This window comes from Streptomyces sp. S07_1.15 (assembly GCF_020739505.1).
GTDB lineage: Bacteria > Actinomycetota > Actinomycetes > Streptomycetales > Streptomycetaceae > Streptomyces > Streptomyces xinghaiensis.
The window spans coordinates 179,206-193,115 of the sequence record NZ_JAJBZK010000001.1; the positions used below are offsets into that span (position 1 = coordinate 179,206).

Annotated in this window: 10 protein-coding genes; 7 read left to right on the forward strand and 3 right to left on the reverse strand. The window is 75.8% G+C overall.

Translation table 11 applies throughout. The features are described from left to right. The 3 genes from LIX60_RS00885 (at position 1) to LIX60_RS00895 (ending at position 5,046) form a co-directional block, all read left to right on the forward strand. Complete coding sequence (locus tag LIX60_RS00885) at positions 1-1,542, forward strand: PLP-dependent aminotransferase family protein (RefSeq protein ID WP_227956738.1); 1,542 nt, start codon at positions 1-3, stop codon at positions 1,540-1,542. 184 nt (positions 1,543-1,726) lie between these two features. Beyond that, positions 1,727-3,307 carry an alkaline phosphatase gene (locus tag LIX60_RS00890; RefSeq protein ID WP_227956739.1) on the forward strand — a complete coding sequence of 527 codons (1,581 nt, stop codon included), beginning with the start codon at positions 1,727-1,729 and terminating at the stop codon, positions 3,305-3,307. 278 nt (positions 3,308-3,585) lie between these two features. Then, entirely contained in the window at positions 3,586-5,046 is a 1,461-nt protein-coding gene (locus LIX60_RS00895; protein ID WP_227956740.1) for a GNAT family N-acetyltransferase, read from the forward strand. Positions 5,047-5,114: 68 nt separating this feature from the next. On the opposite strand, the gene LIX60_RS00900 is transcribed toward LIX60_RS00895, so the two are convergent. After that, on the reverse strand, positions 5,115-6,311 hold the full coding sequence (locus LIX60_RS00900) for a PLP-dependent aspartate aminotransferase family protein (RefSeq protein ID WP_227956741.1): 1,197 nt from the start codon (positions 6,309-6,311) through the stop codon (positions 5,115-5,117). 60 nt (positions 6,312-6,371) lie between these two features. On the opposite strand from LIX60_RS00900, the gene LIX60_RS00905 reads away from it, so the two are divergent. The 4 genes from LIX60_RS00905 (at position 6,372) to LIX60_RS00920 (ending at position 9,586) form a co-directional block, all read left to right on the forward strand. Next, positions 6,372-6,845, forward strand: coding sequence for an Lrp/AsnC family transcriptional regulator (locus LIX60_RS00905; RefSeq protein WP_043462671.1), 474 nt, complete (start codon positions 6,372-6,374; stop codon positions 6,843-6,845). 171 nt (positions 6,846-7,016) lie between these two features. Beyond that, a complete protein-coding gene (locus LIX60_RS00910) occupies positions 7,017-8,705 on the forward strand; it encodes a DUF885 domain-containing protein (protein ID WP_227956742.1) in 1,689 nt (562 codons plus the stop codon). A 255-nt stretch (positions 8,706-8,960) separates the two neighbouring features. Then, a complete protein-coding gene (locus LIX60_RS00915; RefSeq protein ID WP_043462674.1) occupies positions 8,961-9,212 on the forward strand; it encodes a CopG family transcriptional regulator in 252 nt (83 codons plus the stop codon). Between the two features lie 2 nt (positions 9,213-9,214). Beyond that, on the forward strand, positions 9,215-9,586 hold the full coding sequence (locus tag LIX60_RS00920; protein WP_019708304.1) for a hypothetical protein: 372 nt from the start codon (positions 9,215-9,217) through the stop codon (positions 9,584-9,586). A 58-nt stretch (positions 9,587-9,644) separates the two neighbouring features. Here LIX60_RS00920 and LIX60_RS00925 read toward each other — a convergent pair whose 3' ends face one another. Next, positions 9,645-12,656, reverse strand: a complete 3,012-nt coding sequence (locus tag LIX60_RS00925; protein WP_227956743.1) for an AAA family ATPase — start codon at positions 12,654-12,656, stop codon at positions 9,645-9,647. Continuing rightward, a complete protein-coding gene (locus LIX60_RS00930) occupies positions 12,653-13,816 on the reverse strand; it encodes an exonuclease SbcCD subunit D (RefSeq protein ID WP_227956744.1) in 1,164 nt (387 codons plus the stop codon). Before LIX60_RS00930 ends, LIX60_RS00925 begins: the two co-directional genes overlap by 4 nt. Positions 13,817-13,910: the final 94 nt, after the last annotated feature.

A 13,910-nucleotide genomic window follows, 5' to 3' on the forward strand; every position in this document is an offset into this window, starting at 1 on the left:
ATGCCTGATTCGGGGACCACTTCCGCCTCTCCCGGACACTCCGCGCCGCCGGGACGCCCCTCGGCCGGACGCGGGCGGAGCCGGGACGGGCTGTGGACCGCCGCCTGGGAACTGCTGCTGCCGACCGCGGCGGCCCCGCCCCGGCAGCGCGGCCGGACTCTCCAGGCGGCACTGCGCGAGGCGGTGCGGACCGGCCGGCTGGCCCCCGGCACCCGGCTCCCGTCCAGCCGCGCGCTGGCGGCGGACCTCGGGGTGTCGCGCGGTCTGGTCACCGACGCCTACGAGCAGTTGACGGCCGAGGGCTATCTGCGCGGCAGCCGGGGTTCGGGCACCTGGGTCGGGGCGTCGGCGGTGCCCGGCGCCCACGGCGCGGCGGACGCGGGCGGCCCGGCCGGCGGCCCCGGTGGAGCCGGGACGGCCACGGCGGGTCCGGAGCCCTCCGGTGCCGGGGACCCGGTGCCGGTGGCGGACTTCCGGCCCGGGACGCCCGATCTGTCGCTGTTTCCGCGCGCCGGCTGGTCGGCCGCGCAACGCCGGGTGCTGGCGCGGCTGCCGCACCGGGGGCTCGGCTATCCCGATCCCCGCGGACTGCCCGGACTCCGCCGTGAACTGGCCTCGTTGCTCGCCCGGCGCCGGGGGGTGTCCGCCGACCCGGCGTGCCTGGTCGTCACCTCCGGGGTGGCGCAGGCGCTGACACTCCTGGGCCTGGTGCTGCGCGACCGGGACCGGCCGCCCGCGGTGGCCCTGGAGGATCCGGGCAGTCCGGAGCACGACGGGCTGTTCACGGCGGCGGGCCTGGACACCGTCACGGTCCCGGTCGACGCGGACGGGCCCCGCCTGGAGGTACTGGCCGCCTCGGGGGCCCGGGTGGTCGTCACCACGCCCGCGCACCAGTTCCCTTCCGGGATCGCGTACACGGCGGAGCGGCGGGCCGGACTGCTGGACTGGGCGCGGGCGGTGGACGGACTGGTCGTCGAGGACGACTACGACGGCGACTTCCGCTACGATCGCGCGCCCGTCGGCGCCCTCCAGGGGCTGGGCCCGGACCGGGTGGCGTACACCGGTTCGGTGAGCAAGTCGCTGGCGCCCGGGCTGCGTCTGGGCTGGCTCGTGGTCCCTGAGCGGCTGGCCGGAGAGGTCGCCGCCCGCAAGCGCACCCTGGACCTCGGCAACCCCGCCCTCGACCAGGCCGCACTCGCCGACTTCATCGGGTGCGGGGCCTATGACCGGCACTTGCGGCGCTGTCAGCGCGCGTACCGGGAGCGTCGCGACACCCTGGTGGCAGCCCTCCTGGAGCGCTTCCCCGGGGCCGTCGTCACGGGTATCGCGGCGGGTCTGCACGTCATCGTCCGGCTGCCGCCGCGGTACGGACCGCAGCCGCGTTTCCTGGCCGGGGCCGCAGCGGCCGGCGTGGCGCTCCGTCCGCTGTCCGACTTCGGGGCGGCACCGTCCGGGGACGGCTCCGTCCGGCTGGTGCTCGGTTACGCGCATCTGCCGCCCGCGGAGATCGAACGGGCGGTGCGCCTGCTGCCCGCGGTCTGACGGAGCACCGCTGGGCCGCCGCGCCGTCCGGCGGCCTTCCGCCGGGCGCCACCCGGTTGTTCACTGTCCGTTCGGGCGTGCGGCATCCGGTGCCGATAGCAATCCCGTGGCACGGCACACCGCCGTCCGCCCGTCCGCCCGTCCGCCCGGACAGCGGGCGGACCGGAACGACAGGAGGCACCAGATGGCGCGGGAACCCGGGAGCATCATCGGACGGCGGTCGGTTCTGCGAGGGGGCGCGGCCGCGTCGGCCGCGCTCGCCCTGCCCGGGGCGGCCGGGCTCGCGGCGGCGCCCGCCCAGGCGCGGTCGGGGCGGCCGGCCGCGCGGTGGGGGGTGCAGACCGGTGATGTGACGGCCTCCTCCGGGCTGGTGTGGGTCCGCTCGGACCGGCCGGCCAGGATGATCGTCGAGACCTCGGCGACCGAGTCGTTCCGGAACGTCCGGCGCCGGAGGGGCCCGCTGCTGGGGCCCGGCACGGACTTCACGGGCACCACACCGCTGCAGGGGCTGCCAGCCGGCGAGGAGATCCACTACCGGGTGCTGCTCGCCGACCCGGACGATCCGCGGCGCACCGGCGAGCCGGTGTACGGCAGCTTCCGCACGGCCCCGGCCCGCCGCCGTCAGGGGGTGCGCTTCCTGTGGTCGGGGGATCTCGCCGGGCAGGGCTGGGGGATCAACCCCGACCGCGGCGGCCTGCCCATCTTCGACGAGATGCTCCGCCGGGACCCGGACTTCTTCCTGAACAGCGGCGACACGGTCTACGCGGACGGTCCGATCCAGCCGGCGGTCACCCTCCCGGACGGCCGGGTCTGGCGGAACGTCACCACCGAGGAGAAGTCGAAGGTCGCCGAGACCCTCGACGAGTACCGCGGCGCGTTCCGCTACAACCTGCTGGCGGAGAACCTGCGCCGCTTCAACGCCCGGGTCCCGGGCCTCGTCCAGTGGGACGACCACGAGGTGGTCAACAACTGGTACCCGGGCGAGATCCTCACCGACGACCGCTACACCGAGAAGCGCGTGGACGTCCTCGCGGCCCGCTCCCGGCGCGCGTTCGCCGAGTACTTCCCGGTCCGCACCCTGCGCCCGGACGGTGACGGACGGCTGCACCGGGTGGTGCGCCACGGCCCGCTGCTCGACGTCTTCGTCATCGACATGCGCACGTACCGGAACGCCAACTCCCCCGGCCGGCAGCCGCGGGAGGAGCAGGGCATCCTCGGCGCGGAGCAGCTCGCCTGGCTCAAGCGGGAACTGTCCCGCTCCCGGGCGGTGTGGAAGGTGATCGCCTCGGACATGCCGCTCGGACTGGCCGTGGCCGACGGCGCGGCCGACTACGAGGCCGTGGCGCAGGGCGACCCGGGCGCGCCGCTGGGCCGCGAACTGCAGATCGCGGAACTGCTGCGGCACATCCGGCACCACCGCATCACCGGCACGGTCTGGCTGACGGCCGACGTCCACTACACCGCCGCGCACCACTACGAGCCGTCACGGGCCGCCTTCCAGGACTTCGCCCCGTTCTGGGAGTTCGTGTCGGGCCCCCTCAACGCGGGCGGCTTCCCGGCGGTCGGCCTGGACGCCACCTTCGGTCCGGAGCGGGTCTTCGTGAAGGCGCCCGACCGCGCCAATGTGTCGCCGCTGGAGGGCGGCCAGCACTACGGCGAGGTGGAGATCGACGGCGGCAGCGGTGAACTGACGGTGCGGCTGATCGAGGAGGGCGGCACGGTGCTCTTCACCAAGGTGCTGCGGCCGGGCCTCGTGGGGCAGTAGCGCTCCCGGGCCGGGTGGAGCCCGGTGCGGCCCCGGCCGGCCGCTCCGGGCGCGCTGCCGGCCGGGGCCGCCGACTGCGCCGAGCGGTGTGCCGGGACGCCGCGGGGGCCGCGGGGGACGCCGCACGCGGCGAGCCGGCGCGTTGTCTTCGCCGAATGGCGCACATCATCCCGTTAACCGCTTTCCCCGCAATCCGCGTACAGACCCCGGAAGCCTGCTTAACCAGGCGGTCACAGTACGTTCGTGATCACGCAACAGCGATGGGTCACGGTGGGTCCATGACCGATGTGACACCCGCGAAGCCCGCCCGCCGCCTCCATCACTGGCGGCGGGACCTCGTCGAACTGGCCGCGCTCTTCACCGCCGTCGCGGTCGCCGACTCGATCGCGAAACTGATCGTCCACGGCCCGGACGGCCCGGTGCTGCTCGTCGCCTCGGCGGTGGCCCTCGCCGCCACGGCCGCCTTCCACAGTTGGTGGTCCCACCGCCACGGTCACTCGCCCCCGGGGGCCGCGGCCGCCGGTGCTCCGGCCGGCGCGGGGAGCGGGGCCGCCACCGGCCCCGGCGAGGGCTCGGAGGGCGGCGACGGCACGGCCGTGCAGGCCGCCACCCTGTGGCGGGTGCGGACGACGGTGCGGGACACCCCGGGGAGCCTCGCCGCCCTGTGCACGGCGCTGGCCCGCCGCGGGGTGGACATCCTCGCCCTGCAGACGCACCCGCTCTCCGAGGGCACCGTCGACGAGTTCCTGCTCCGCGCGCCCGCGGAGCTGGCCCCCGCGGACCTCGGCCGGGTGATCTCCGGGGCCGGCGGCCGTGACATCTGGACGGAGCGCGCCGACGCCCACGACCTCGTCGACACCCCCACCCGGGTGCTGAACCTCGCCACCCGCACCGCTCTGGATTCCGCCGAACTCCCTCTGGCGCTACGGGAGTTGCTCGGCCGCTGCACCATCCGCTCGCAGCCGCGGCAGGCGCTCGCCGGATCCCCGCAGTCCGGCGGGGCCGAAGGTGAGGTGCCGCCCGAGGGCGTCCTGGAGGGGACCGTCATGCGGCTGCGCGACCCCTCGGGCGGCACGATCGGCATCGAGCGCCCGTATCTGGCGTTCACCCCGACCGAGTTCGCCCGCGCCCGCGCGCTCGTCGGGCTCGACGCGCGGCTCGGCCCGCGGATGCCGCGCGGCCGGGACGTGTGGACGCTGCCGGGCGGCAGCGAGATCACCGTCCGCCGGGCGGACACCACCGACATCCCGGCCGCCCGCGACATGCACGAGCGCTGCTCCCCGGAGACCCTGCGGAAGCGGTACCACGGCCCCGTCAAGGACGCCGACCGCTATCTGGCCCACCTGCTCAGCCCGCGCTTCGGCCGCACCCTGGCCGTACAGACGGCCTCCGGCCGGCTGGTCGCGCTCGGCCACCTGATGTGGGACGGGGACGAGACCGAGGTGGCGCTGCTCGTCGAGGACGCCTGGCAGCGCCGGGGCATCGGCGGCGAACTGCTGCGGCGGCTGGTGGCCCTGGCGGGCGAGGCCGGCTGCGAGAGCGTCTACGCCGTCACCCAGTCCGGCAACACCGGCATGGTCGCCGCCATGCGCGGCCTCGGCCTCCCGCTCGACTACCAGATCGAGGAGGGCACGCTCGTCATCACCGCCCGCCTCGCCCGGACCGGGAGGACCCCGGCCCGCCCGCAGGCTCCGGACAGCCGCCCGCCGCACGGCCCGTACACGCCGGCGACGCACTGACCGCACCGCACCGGGCAGAGCAGGGGCGCCGCGGTTACCCGGCGGCGCCCCGCTTTCGTCCTTCGGCGTCAGCCGGCCGCGCCGGCGGCGCCGGAAACCCGGCTCCCGGCCCGCATCGCGCGGTCGAGGGCCTGGTCGAGGTCGGCCCAGAGGTCGTCGGCGTCCTCCAGGCCGACGGACATCCGCAGCAGCCGGTCGCTCACGCCCGATGCGTGCCGGTCGTCCGCGTCGACGATGCGGTGGCTGATCGACGCGGGGTGCTGGATGAGGGTGTCCACACTGCCGAGGCTGACCGCCGGGGTGATCAGCCGGACCCCGGCGATCACCTCGTGCGGGTCGCCCGCGGTCTCGAACGCCACCATCGCGCCGCCCAGTTTCGGGTAGCGGACCCGTGTCACGCGCGGGTCGTCCGCCAGCCGCCTGGCCAGCTCCGCGGCCGTGGCCGACGCCGCGCGGACCCGTACCGGCAGCGTGGACAGGCCGCGCAGCAGCAGGTATCCGGCCAGCGGATGGAGCACCCCGCCGGTGGCGAAGCGCACCTGCCGCAGCTTCCGGGCGAACTCCTCGTCGCAGGCCACGACACCCCCGAGCACGTCGCCGTGCCCGCCCAGGTACTTGGTGGCGCTGTGCAGGACGATCCGCGCGCCCTGCTCGGCGGGCCGCTGGAGCACGGGCGTGGCGAAGGTGTTGTCCGCGAGCAGCGGCACCGCTCCGCAGGAGTGGGCGACCGCCGCCAGGTCGAGTTCGGCGAGGGTGGGGTTGGCGGGGGTCTCGACCAGGACGAGACCGGTGTCCGGGCGGATCGCGTCGGCGATGCCGGCCGGGTCGACCCAGGTGACCTCGTTGCCGAGGAGCCCGGCGGTCAGCAGGTGGTCGCTGCATCCGTACAGCGGGCGGACGGCGACGACATGGCGCAGGCCCATGCTGTTCCGCACCATGAGGCAGGCGGTCAGCGCGGCCATGCCGCTGGCGAAGGCGACGGCGCTCTCGGTGCCCTCCAGCCGGGCGAGGGCCGTCTCGAAGCGGGCCGTGGTCGGGTTGTCCAGGCGGGCGTAGACCGGCGGGCCCTCGGGGCGGGCGCCGGTGGTGGCGAAGTCGTCGATCCGGGCGGCCTCGGCCCGGCTGTCGTACGAGGGGTAGGTGGTGGACAGGTCGAGCGGCGGCGCGTGCAGACCGAGTTCCGCGAGGTCTTCGCGGCCGGCGTGGACGGCCTCGGTGGACAGGGACCGGTGGACGGGCGGGGTGGGCCCGGAGGGTGTCTCCATGGCTCGCATACTGAACACCCACCGGGCTGGTGCGGCCAGGTGCCGTGCTACGTTCGGCCGATGTCCGATTCGGTGGTTCTGGATCCGGTGGATCTCCATATTCTGCGGCTGCTGCAGAACGATGCCCGGACCACGTACCGGGACCTCGCGGCCGAGGTGGGCGTGGCCCCCTCCACCTGCCTGGACCGGGTGGCGCGGCTGCGCCGCAGCGGTGTGATCCTCGGCAACGCGCTGCGGCTGGACCCGGCGAAGCTGGGCCGGGGTCTGGAGGCGCTGCTGCTCGTCCAGGTGCGTCCGCACCGCCGGGAGCTGATCGGGCCGTTCGTCGAACGGGTGCGGGCGCTGCCGGAGTCGCGGGCGCTGTTCCATCTGACCGGGCCGGACGACTACCTGGTCCATGTCGCGGTGGCGGACACGGCGGATCTTCAGCGGCTGGTGCTGGACGAGTTCACCTCCCGCCGGGAAGTGGCCCGTGTCGAGACCCGGCTGGTGTTCCAGCAGTGGGAGTGCGGGCCGCTGCTGCCTCCCGGCTGACGCGGGGCCGGACGGCCCGGGGGCGGGTGCGGGCAGTGCGCCGGAGGCCGGATACAAGCCCTCCGGACACCGCCTACCGAAGTTGTCGTATCGGATATCGGACGCCGTAGAACAGGATCACACGTCCGGATGGTGGTGACGGGACGGCCGCCGCCATACGAGGATGGCCGCATGTCCGATACCACCAGCAGCCCGCTGCCCCGCCGGATCGCCGACTCCTACGTCGACGCCCTCGTCGAACTGGACCCCCTCGCGGGCACCTATCTCGGTGTCACCGAGAGCCACTCCCGTCTGCCGGACTTCTCCCCCGCCGGCCAGGAGGCCGTCGCCGCCCTGGCGCGCACCACCCTGGAGCGGCTGGCCGAGGCGGAGGCCCGGCCGGGCGCGGACGACGAGGCCGAGCGCCGCTGCGCGCGGCTGCTCCGGGAGCGGCTCACCGCCGAACTGGCCGTCCACGACGCGGGCGAGGGCCTGCGCAACCTCAACAACCTCTTCTCGCCGCCGCAGGCCGTCCGTGCGATCTTCACCGTCACGCCGAACGAGACCACCGAGGACTGGTCGCGGATCGCCGAGCGCCTGCGGGCCGTCCCCGCCTGCCTGGACGGCTACCGTGCCGCGCTGGCCGAGGGCCTGAAGCGGCAGCTGCCGGCCGGGCCCCGCCAGGTGACCACCGTCATCGGACAACTCGACACCTGGGTGGGCACCGACCGCAGCTGGTTCGCCGCGTTCGCCGCGGACGGCCCCGCGGAGCTGCGCAGCGAGCTGGACTCGGCGGCGGCCCACGCCACCGCCGCCTTCGAGGATCTGCGCGACTGGCTGCGCGACCACTACGCGCCGGCCGTCGAGGGCGCCCCGGACATCGTCGGCCGCGAACGGTACGCCCGCTGGGTCCGCTCCTACAACGGCACCGACCTCGACCTGGACGAGGCGTACGCCTACGGCTGGTCGGAGTTCCACCGGCTGCTCGGCGAGATGCGCACCGAGGCGGAGAAGATCCTGCCCGGCACCGCGGACGACCCGTGGAAGGCCGTCGCCCACCTCGACGAGCACGGGCACCATCTGGACGGCGTGGACGCCGCCCGGAACTGGCTCCAGGAGCTGATGGACGAGGCCATCGAGGCGCTGGACGGCACCCACTTCGACCTCGCGGAGCGGGTGAAGCAGGTGGAGTCCCGGATCGCCCCGGCCGGCAGCGCCGCGGCCCCCTACTACACCCAGCCCTCGGCCGACTTCTCCCGGCCCGGGATGACCTGGCTCCCGGCCACGGCCGAGGACCGCTACCCGGTCTACGACCTGGTCTCCACCTGGTACCACGAGGGCGTGCCCGGCCACCATCTGCAGCTCGCTCAGTGGACCCACGTGGCCGACCGGCTCTCCCGCTACCAGGCGTCCGCCGGCATGGTGAGCGCCAACGCGGAGGGCTGGGCGCTCTACGCGGAGCGGCTCATGGACGAGCTGGGCTTCCTCACCGACGCGGAGCGCCGCATCGGCTATCTGGACGCGCAGATGATGCGCGCCGTGCGCGTGATCATCGACATCGGGATGCACCTGGAGCTCAGGATCCCCGCGGACTCCCCCTTCCACCCGGGCGAGCGCTGGACGCCGGAGCTGGCCGAGGAGTTCTTCGGGCGGCACTCCGGGCGCCCGGCGGACTTCGTGGAGAGCGAGCTGATCCGCTACCTGGGGATGCCCGGCCAGGCCATCGGCTACAAGCTCGGCGAGCGCGCCTGGCTGCGCGGCCGGGAGGCGGCCCGCACGGCGCAGGGGGACGCCTTCGACCTCAAGCGGTGGCACATGGCCGCCCTTTCGCTGGGCTCACTGGGCCTGGACGACCTGGAGGAGGAGCTGGCCCGGCTCTGAGCCGCGCGGCGGCCGGGGGCGCGCCCGGGGGCGGCCGGGCCCCCGCGACGTCCGCGCCCGGCCGCTCCGTCCCCCGCCGGTTTCCGTTGCCGGGACGCCGCCCGGGCGGCGTGACCACCCGGGGTCCGCCCCGCTCCGGCGCCGTGCGCCGCCGGGCGGCTGTTCCACGCCCTGGCCCGGGCCGCGGGTACCCGGTCCGCACCGTCCTGACCTGTGGCTCTGTGCAATGGGGTACCGGCGCAGTACCGTGGCGGCATGCCCGCACTCAACATTGACTTCAGCGACGAGGAGCTCGCCGAGCTCCGCGAGGCCGCCCGGGAGAGAGGCGTCACGCTCAAGGCCCTGGTGCGCGAGGCCGTGACCGACGATCTGGCGCGGCGGCGCGCCATGTCGGAGGCAAGCCAGATCTTCCGGTCCTTCGTCGTGGACAACGCCGACGCCTTCGACGAGGCCTTCCCGGAGGACGCTCCGGCGGGGGCCGGGGGCACCCGGCGGGGAGCCGCCTGAGCGTGGATCTCCTCATCGACGTCCGCTGGCTCCTGGCCCGCCAGACCGAAATCCTGCCCACCGATCCCGGCGTCGACGACTACTCCGCGCTCGCTGCGGCCGTCGCTCGCCACCGGGTCAACACGCCCCGCCTCGGCGAGCACGCCGACGCGGCCTGGCGCGCCGCCGCCCTGCTCCACACCATCGTCCAGCTGAAACCGCTGCCGTCGCGGAACGCGCTGTTCGCCTGCGGTATCGCGGTCGCGTACATGCACGCCTCGCACGAGGGCATCGACCCGCCGTACGGCGCGCTGATCGAACTGGTCAAGGACCTCCAGTCGGCCGACGCCACGGTCTACGGCGCGGCCGAGCTCATCCGCTCCTGGCGGATCTGAACCACCGCGGCGCTCCGCGCCGAGGCGCCGTGCCGGATCTCGCGGCGGGTGCGGCGGGTCAGCCGCCCGCGGCGAAGGTGTGGTGGCGGACCGCCGAGCCGGTGCGGGTCTTGACGACCTCCAGCTGGGCGGGCACGCGCCGGCGCAGGTCGGGGACGTGGCTGACGATGCCGACCGCGCGGTCCCGTTCCCGGAGGGAGTCGAGCACGTCGAGCACTTCGTCGAGGGTCTGCTCGTCGAGGCTGCCGAAGCCCTCGTCGATGAAGAGGGTGTCGAGACGGGCGCCCCCGGCCTCGTCGGTGACCACGTCGGCCAGCCCCAGGGCGAGGGCGAGGGAGGCGAAGAAGGTCTCGCCGCCGGAGAGGGTGGCGGTGTCGCGTTCCCGTCCCGTCCAGGCGTCGATGACGTGCAGCCCGAGTCCGGAGCGGCCGCGGCCGGAGGCGCGGGCGTCGGAGTGGACGAGGGTGTAGCGCCCGGCCGACATCCGCTGGAGCCGGAGGCTCGCCGCCGCCGCGACCTGCTCCAGCCGGGCGGCCAGGACGTAGGACTCCAGGCGCATCCTGCGGACGTTCTCGGCGGAGGTGCCCGCGGCCAGGCCGGCGAGCCGTGCAATCCGCTCGTAGTCCCGGCGGAGCGGCGCGATCCGCCGCGCGCCGTCGAGGGCCTGTGCGGAGAGCCGGTCCAGTTCGGTGCGGCGGCGTTCCGCCTCGGCCTCAGCGGCGGACGCGGCCCGCAGCCGCGCGGTGGCGGCCTCCAGGGCGGCGCGGGCGGCACCGGGGTCGGCGGGCGGCAGGCCGGCGGCCTCGGCGACCTCCGGGTCGGCGAGTTCGGCGGCGACGGCGACGGTCTCGGCCTGCCAGGCGTCCAGGCGGTGCTGGAGTTCCCGGCGGCGGTCGTCGCCGAGCGCGGCCGCGGCGGCCGCTGCCGGGGTGTCGAAGCCGGCCCCGTAGGCGGCGTCGGCGAGCCGCGCGTCGGCCTCCTTCAGCCGGTGCGCCGCGCTCTCGGCGGCACGGGCGGCCTCGGCGGCCCCGGCCAGTGCGGCGGTCTCCCGCTCCAGGGCGGCGGCGCGTTCGGCCACATTCCCGGCGTCTCCCCGCGCGCGCGTCAATTCGTCTTGCAGGCCGACCAGTTCGGCGGCGAGCGACTCCCGCCGGGAGGCGCGGGCGGCGGCGCGCCGCTCGGTGTCCCGCTGCTCGGCCAGCCGGCGTTCCCGTTCCCGCTCCGCCTGTTCGAAGGCTTCCCGGGCGGCGGGCAGGCCGGCGGCCTCGGCGCGGGCCCCGGCGTGTTCGCGGCGCAGCCGTTCGACGGTCTCCCGGAGCCCTTCGGTGGCGGCTCCCTCCGCCTCGGCGGTGGCGGCGGCGAGCGCGTCGGTGAGGGACCGCAGCTCCCGTTCGGCTTCCTCCCGGAGGCCGTCGGCCGTGCGGTACGCGGTGTGCGCCGTCTCCTCCTCGGCCCGGCCGACGTGGTCCTCCGTCCGCGGGGCGGGCCGGGGGTGCTCGGTGGAGCCGCAGACCGCGCACTCCTCCCCCGGTGCCAGCCCGGTCGCGAGTTCGGCGGCGATGCCGAGCAGCCGGCGTTCCCGGAGGTCGAGCCAGCGCTGCCGGGCGTCGCCGGCGCGGTCGCGGAGTTCCCGGAGGCGTTCTCGGGCGGCCCCGGCCCGGCCGGTGAGGTCGTCGCGGCGCCGGGCGGCGTCGAGCCGGCGTTCGGCCGGTCCGGTCTCGGCGCGCAGGGTCTCGGCGCGGGTGAGGGCCTCGCGCGCCACGTCGATCCGCTGCCGGTGGGCGTCCCGGGTGCTCTCCCAGGCGCGGAGCCAGCCGTCCGTCTCGGCCAGGGCCTCGTCGTCGGCCTCGGCCTCCCGGTCGAGCGCCCGCTGTTCCCGGGTGATCTCTCCGGCCCGGTGTTCGGCACGCCGTGCGGCGTCGAGCCGGCCGAGTTCCTCCCGGCGTTCCCGTTCGAGGGCGGCGAGCCGGTCCGCGCCGGCCTCCGCCGGGCCGGGGGGCAGCGCCCGCCGCAGCCGCTGCTCCGTCTCGCTCGCGGTGCGGTGCTCCCGCCCGGCCGCGTCGCGGAGCTCCAGTGCCGGGACGACCCGTGCGGCCGCCCGCGCCCGGTCGAGCCGGGCCCGCACCTCGGCGCGCTCGGCCGCCGCCTCCTCCAGCGCCGAGGCGCGCCGCCGGGCGTCCGCGTGCCGCCGTTGCAGCCGGGCGCGTTCGGCGGCGGCCTCGCCGGCCCGCTCCGCGGCCCGGTGGGCGGCCTCGGCCGCGCGGACCGCCGAGGCGGCGATCTCCCGCCGCTCCCGGACGTGGGTCCGGGCGATGGCGGCCCATTCCAGGACGGCCGCGGCCAGGCCGGGCTGTCCCGGGGCGGCCTCCGGCAGCGGGTGGTCCGCCGGGCCGGCGGCCTCCCCGGCGGCCTGGGCCATGCGGTGGGCGAGGGCGAGCAGTTGCTCGTCCGCGGCGGTGACCTGGCGCTCGGCGGCACGCCGCAGCTCGGCGAGGCGTTCCTCGACGGCGGCGAAGCGGCGGGTGTCGAAGAGGCGTCCGAGCAGCTTGCCGCGCGCTTCGGCGTCGGCGCGGAGGAAGCGGGCGAAGTCGCCCTGCGGGAGCAGCACGACCTGGCAGAACTGTTCCTTGCTCATCCCCAGCAGCTGGTGGATCTCCTCGCCGATCTCCTGGTGGGACCGGCTCAGCCCCTTCCAGCCGTCCGGTCCGTGCTCGCGCAGCAGGGTCCGGGCCTTCTCCTTGGTGTGGCCGGTGCCGCGCTTCTTGGGCCGGAGCTGCTCGGGGCTGCGGGTGATCTCCAGCCGGCGGCCCCCGGCGGTCAGTTCGAGCCGGACCTCCGTCGGGGTGTCCGGTGCGGCGTGGTCGCTGCGCAGCGCCGGGAGACTCGTCTGGCGGGCGCCGGGCACACCGCCGTACAGGGCGTAGCAGACCGCGTCGAGGACGGAGGTCTTGCCGGCTCCGGTCGGCCCGTGGAGCAGGAAGAGCCCGGCGGCGGACAGTTCGTCGAAGTCGACCTCGTGGGTGGCGCCGAAGGGGCCGAAGGCGCTGACGCGGAGCCGGTGGAGCCTCATCGGGCGGTCTCGCGGAGGGTGTCGCCGGCGCGGACGGTGTCGAGGGCGTCGCGGAGCACGGCGCGTTCGCGCTCGTCCGGGCCGCCGCCGCGGACGTGGCCGATGAAGTCCTCGGCGATCTGCTGGTCGGTGCGCCCGCCGAGCCGCTCGGCGTACGAGGCGCGGGGGTCGTCCGGGGCCCGGTCGGGCTCGAAGACGAGGGTGAGGAGGTGCGGGAAGCGCCGGCCGAGCCGGGCCATCGGCTCCGGGGGGCGGACGGGATCGGTGAGGGTGGCCTCGACCCAGGCGTCCTCCGCCGCCTCCAGCCCGGGGTCGTCCAGGAGTTCGCCGAGGCGGCCGCGGATCCGGGCGAGCGGGCGGGGTACGGGGCAGTCGATCCGCTCGGCGGTGAGGCGGCCGCCGGCTCCGAGGTCGACGAGCCACATGCTCTTGCGGTGACCGGTCTCGGAGAAGGAGTAGGCGAGCGGGGAACCGGAGTAGCGGACCCGCTCGGTGATGGTCTGGCAGCCGTGGAGGTGGCCGAGCGCGGCGTAGTCGACGCCGTCGAACACCCCGGCGGGGACGGCCGCGACACCGCCGACGGTGATGTCGCGCTCGCTGTCGCTGGCCGCTCCGCCGGAGACGAACGCGTGGGCGAGGACGACGGACCGGGTTCCGGCGGGGCGGGCGGCGAGGTCGGCGCGCACCCGGTCCATGGCGGCGCCGAGGACGGCGGCGTGACCGGCCTTCCCGGCGCCCAGCAGGTCGCGGACCAGGGCGGGTTCGAGGTACGGCAGTCCGTAGCAGGCGACCTCGCCGTGCTCGTCGGTCAGCAGGACGGGGGTGCCGATGCCTCGGGGGTCGGTACGGAGGTGGACCCCGGCCCGCTCCATCAGCCCGGCGCCGACGCCGAGCCGCCGGGCGGAGTCGTGGTTGCCGGAGATCATCACCACCGGGACGCCGAGCGCGGCCAGCCGGTGCAGTGCGTCGTCGTACAACTCGACGGCGGCGAGCGGCGGTACGGCCCGGTCGTGGATGTCGCCCGCGACGAGGACGGCGTCGATCCGCTGCTCCCGGACCGTGCCGACGAGGTGGTCGATGAAGGCGGCCTGGGCGTCCAGCAGGCCCACCCGGTGGAACGACCGGCCGAGATGCCAGTCGGAGGTGTGCAGGAATCTCACAACGGGGCCCCCACGCGCACCTTCTGTCCCCCGTGTCCTCGGCGATCGGACCGGCCGCCACGGCCGGCCCACTGGCACCGGACACTCTAGTGGC

Bases quoted from the DNA above. Each gene is read 5' to 3' on its own strand.
- LIX60_RS00885 (WP_227956738.1), top strand. From the start codon at position 1: ATGCCTGATTCGGGGACCACTTCCGCCTCTCCCGGACACTCCGCGCCG.
- LIX60_RS00890 (WP_227956739.1), top strand. From the start codon at position 1,727: ATGGCGCGGGAACCCGGGAGCATCATCGGACGGCGGTCGGTTCTGCGA.
- LIX60_RS00895 (WP_227956740.1), top strand. From the start codon at position 3,586: ATGACCGATGTGACACCCGCGAAGCCCGCCCGCCGCCTCCATCACTGG.
- LIX60_RS00900 (WP_227956741.1), bottom strand. From the start codon at position 6,311: ATGGAGACACCCTCCGGGCCCACCCCGCCCGTCCACCGGTCCCTGTCC.
- LIX60_RS00905 (WP_043462671.1), top strand. From the start codon at position 6,372: ATGTCCGATTCGGTGGTTCTGGATCCGGTGGATCTCCATATTCTGCGG.
- LIX60_RS00910 (WP_227956742.1), top strand. From the start codon at position 7,017: ATGTCCGATACCACCAGCAGCCCGCTGCCCCGCCGGATCGCCGACTCC.
- LIX60_RS00915 (WP_043462674.1), top strand. From the start codon at position 8,961: ATGCCCGCACTCAACATTGACTTCAGCGACGAGGAGCTCGCCGAGCTC.
- LIX60_RS00925 (WP_227956743.1), bottom strand. From the start codon at position 12,656: ATGAGGCTCCACCGGCTCCGCGTCAGCGCCTTCGGCCCCTTCGGCGCC.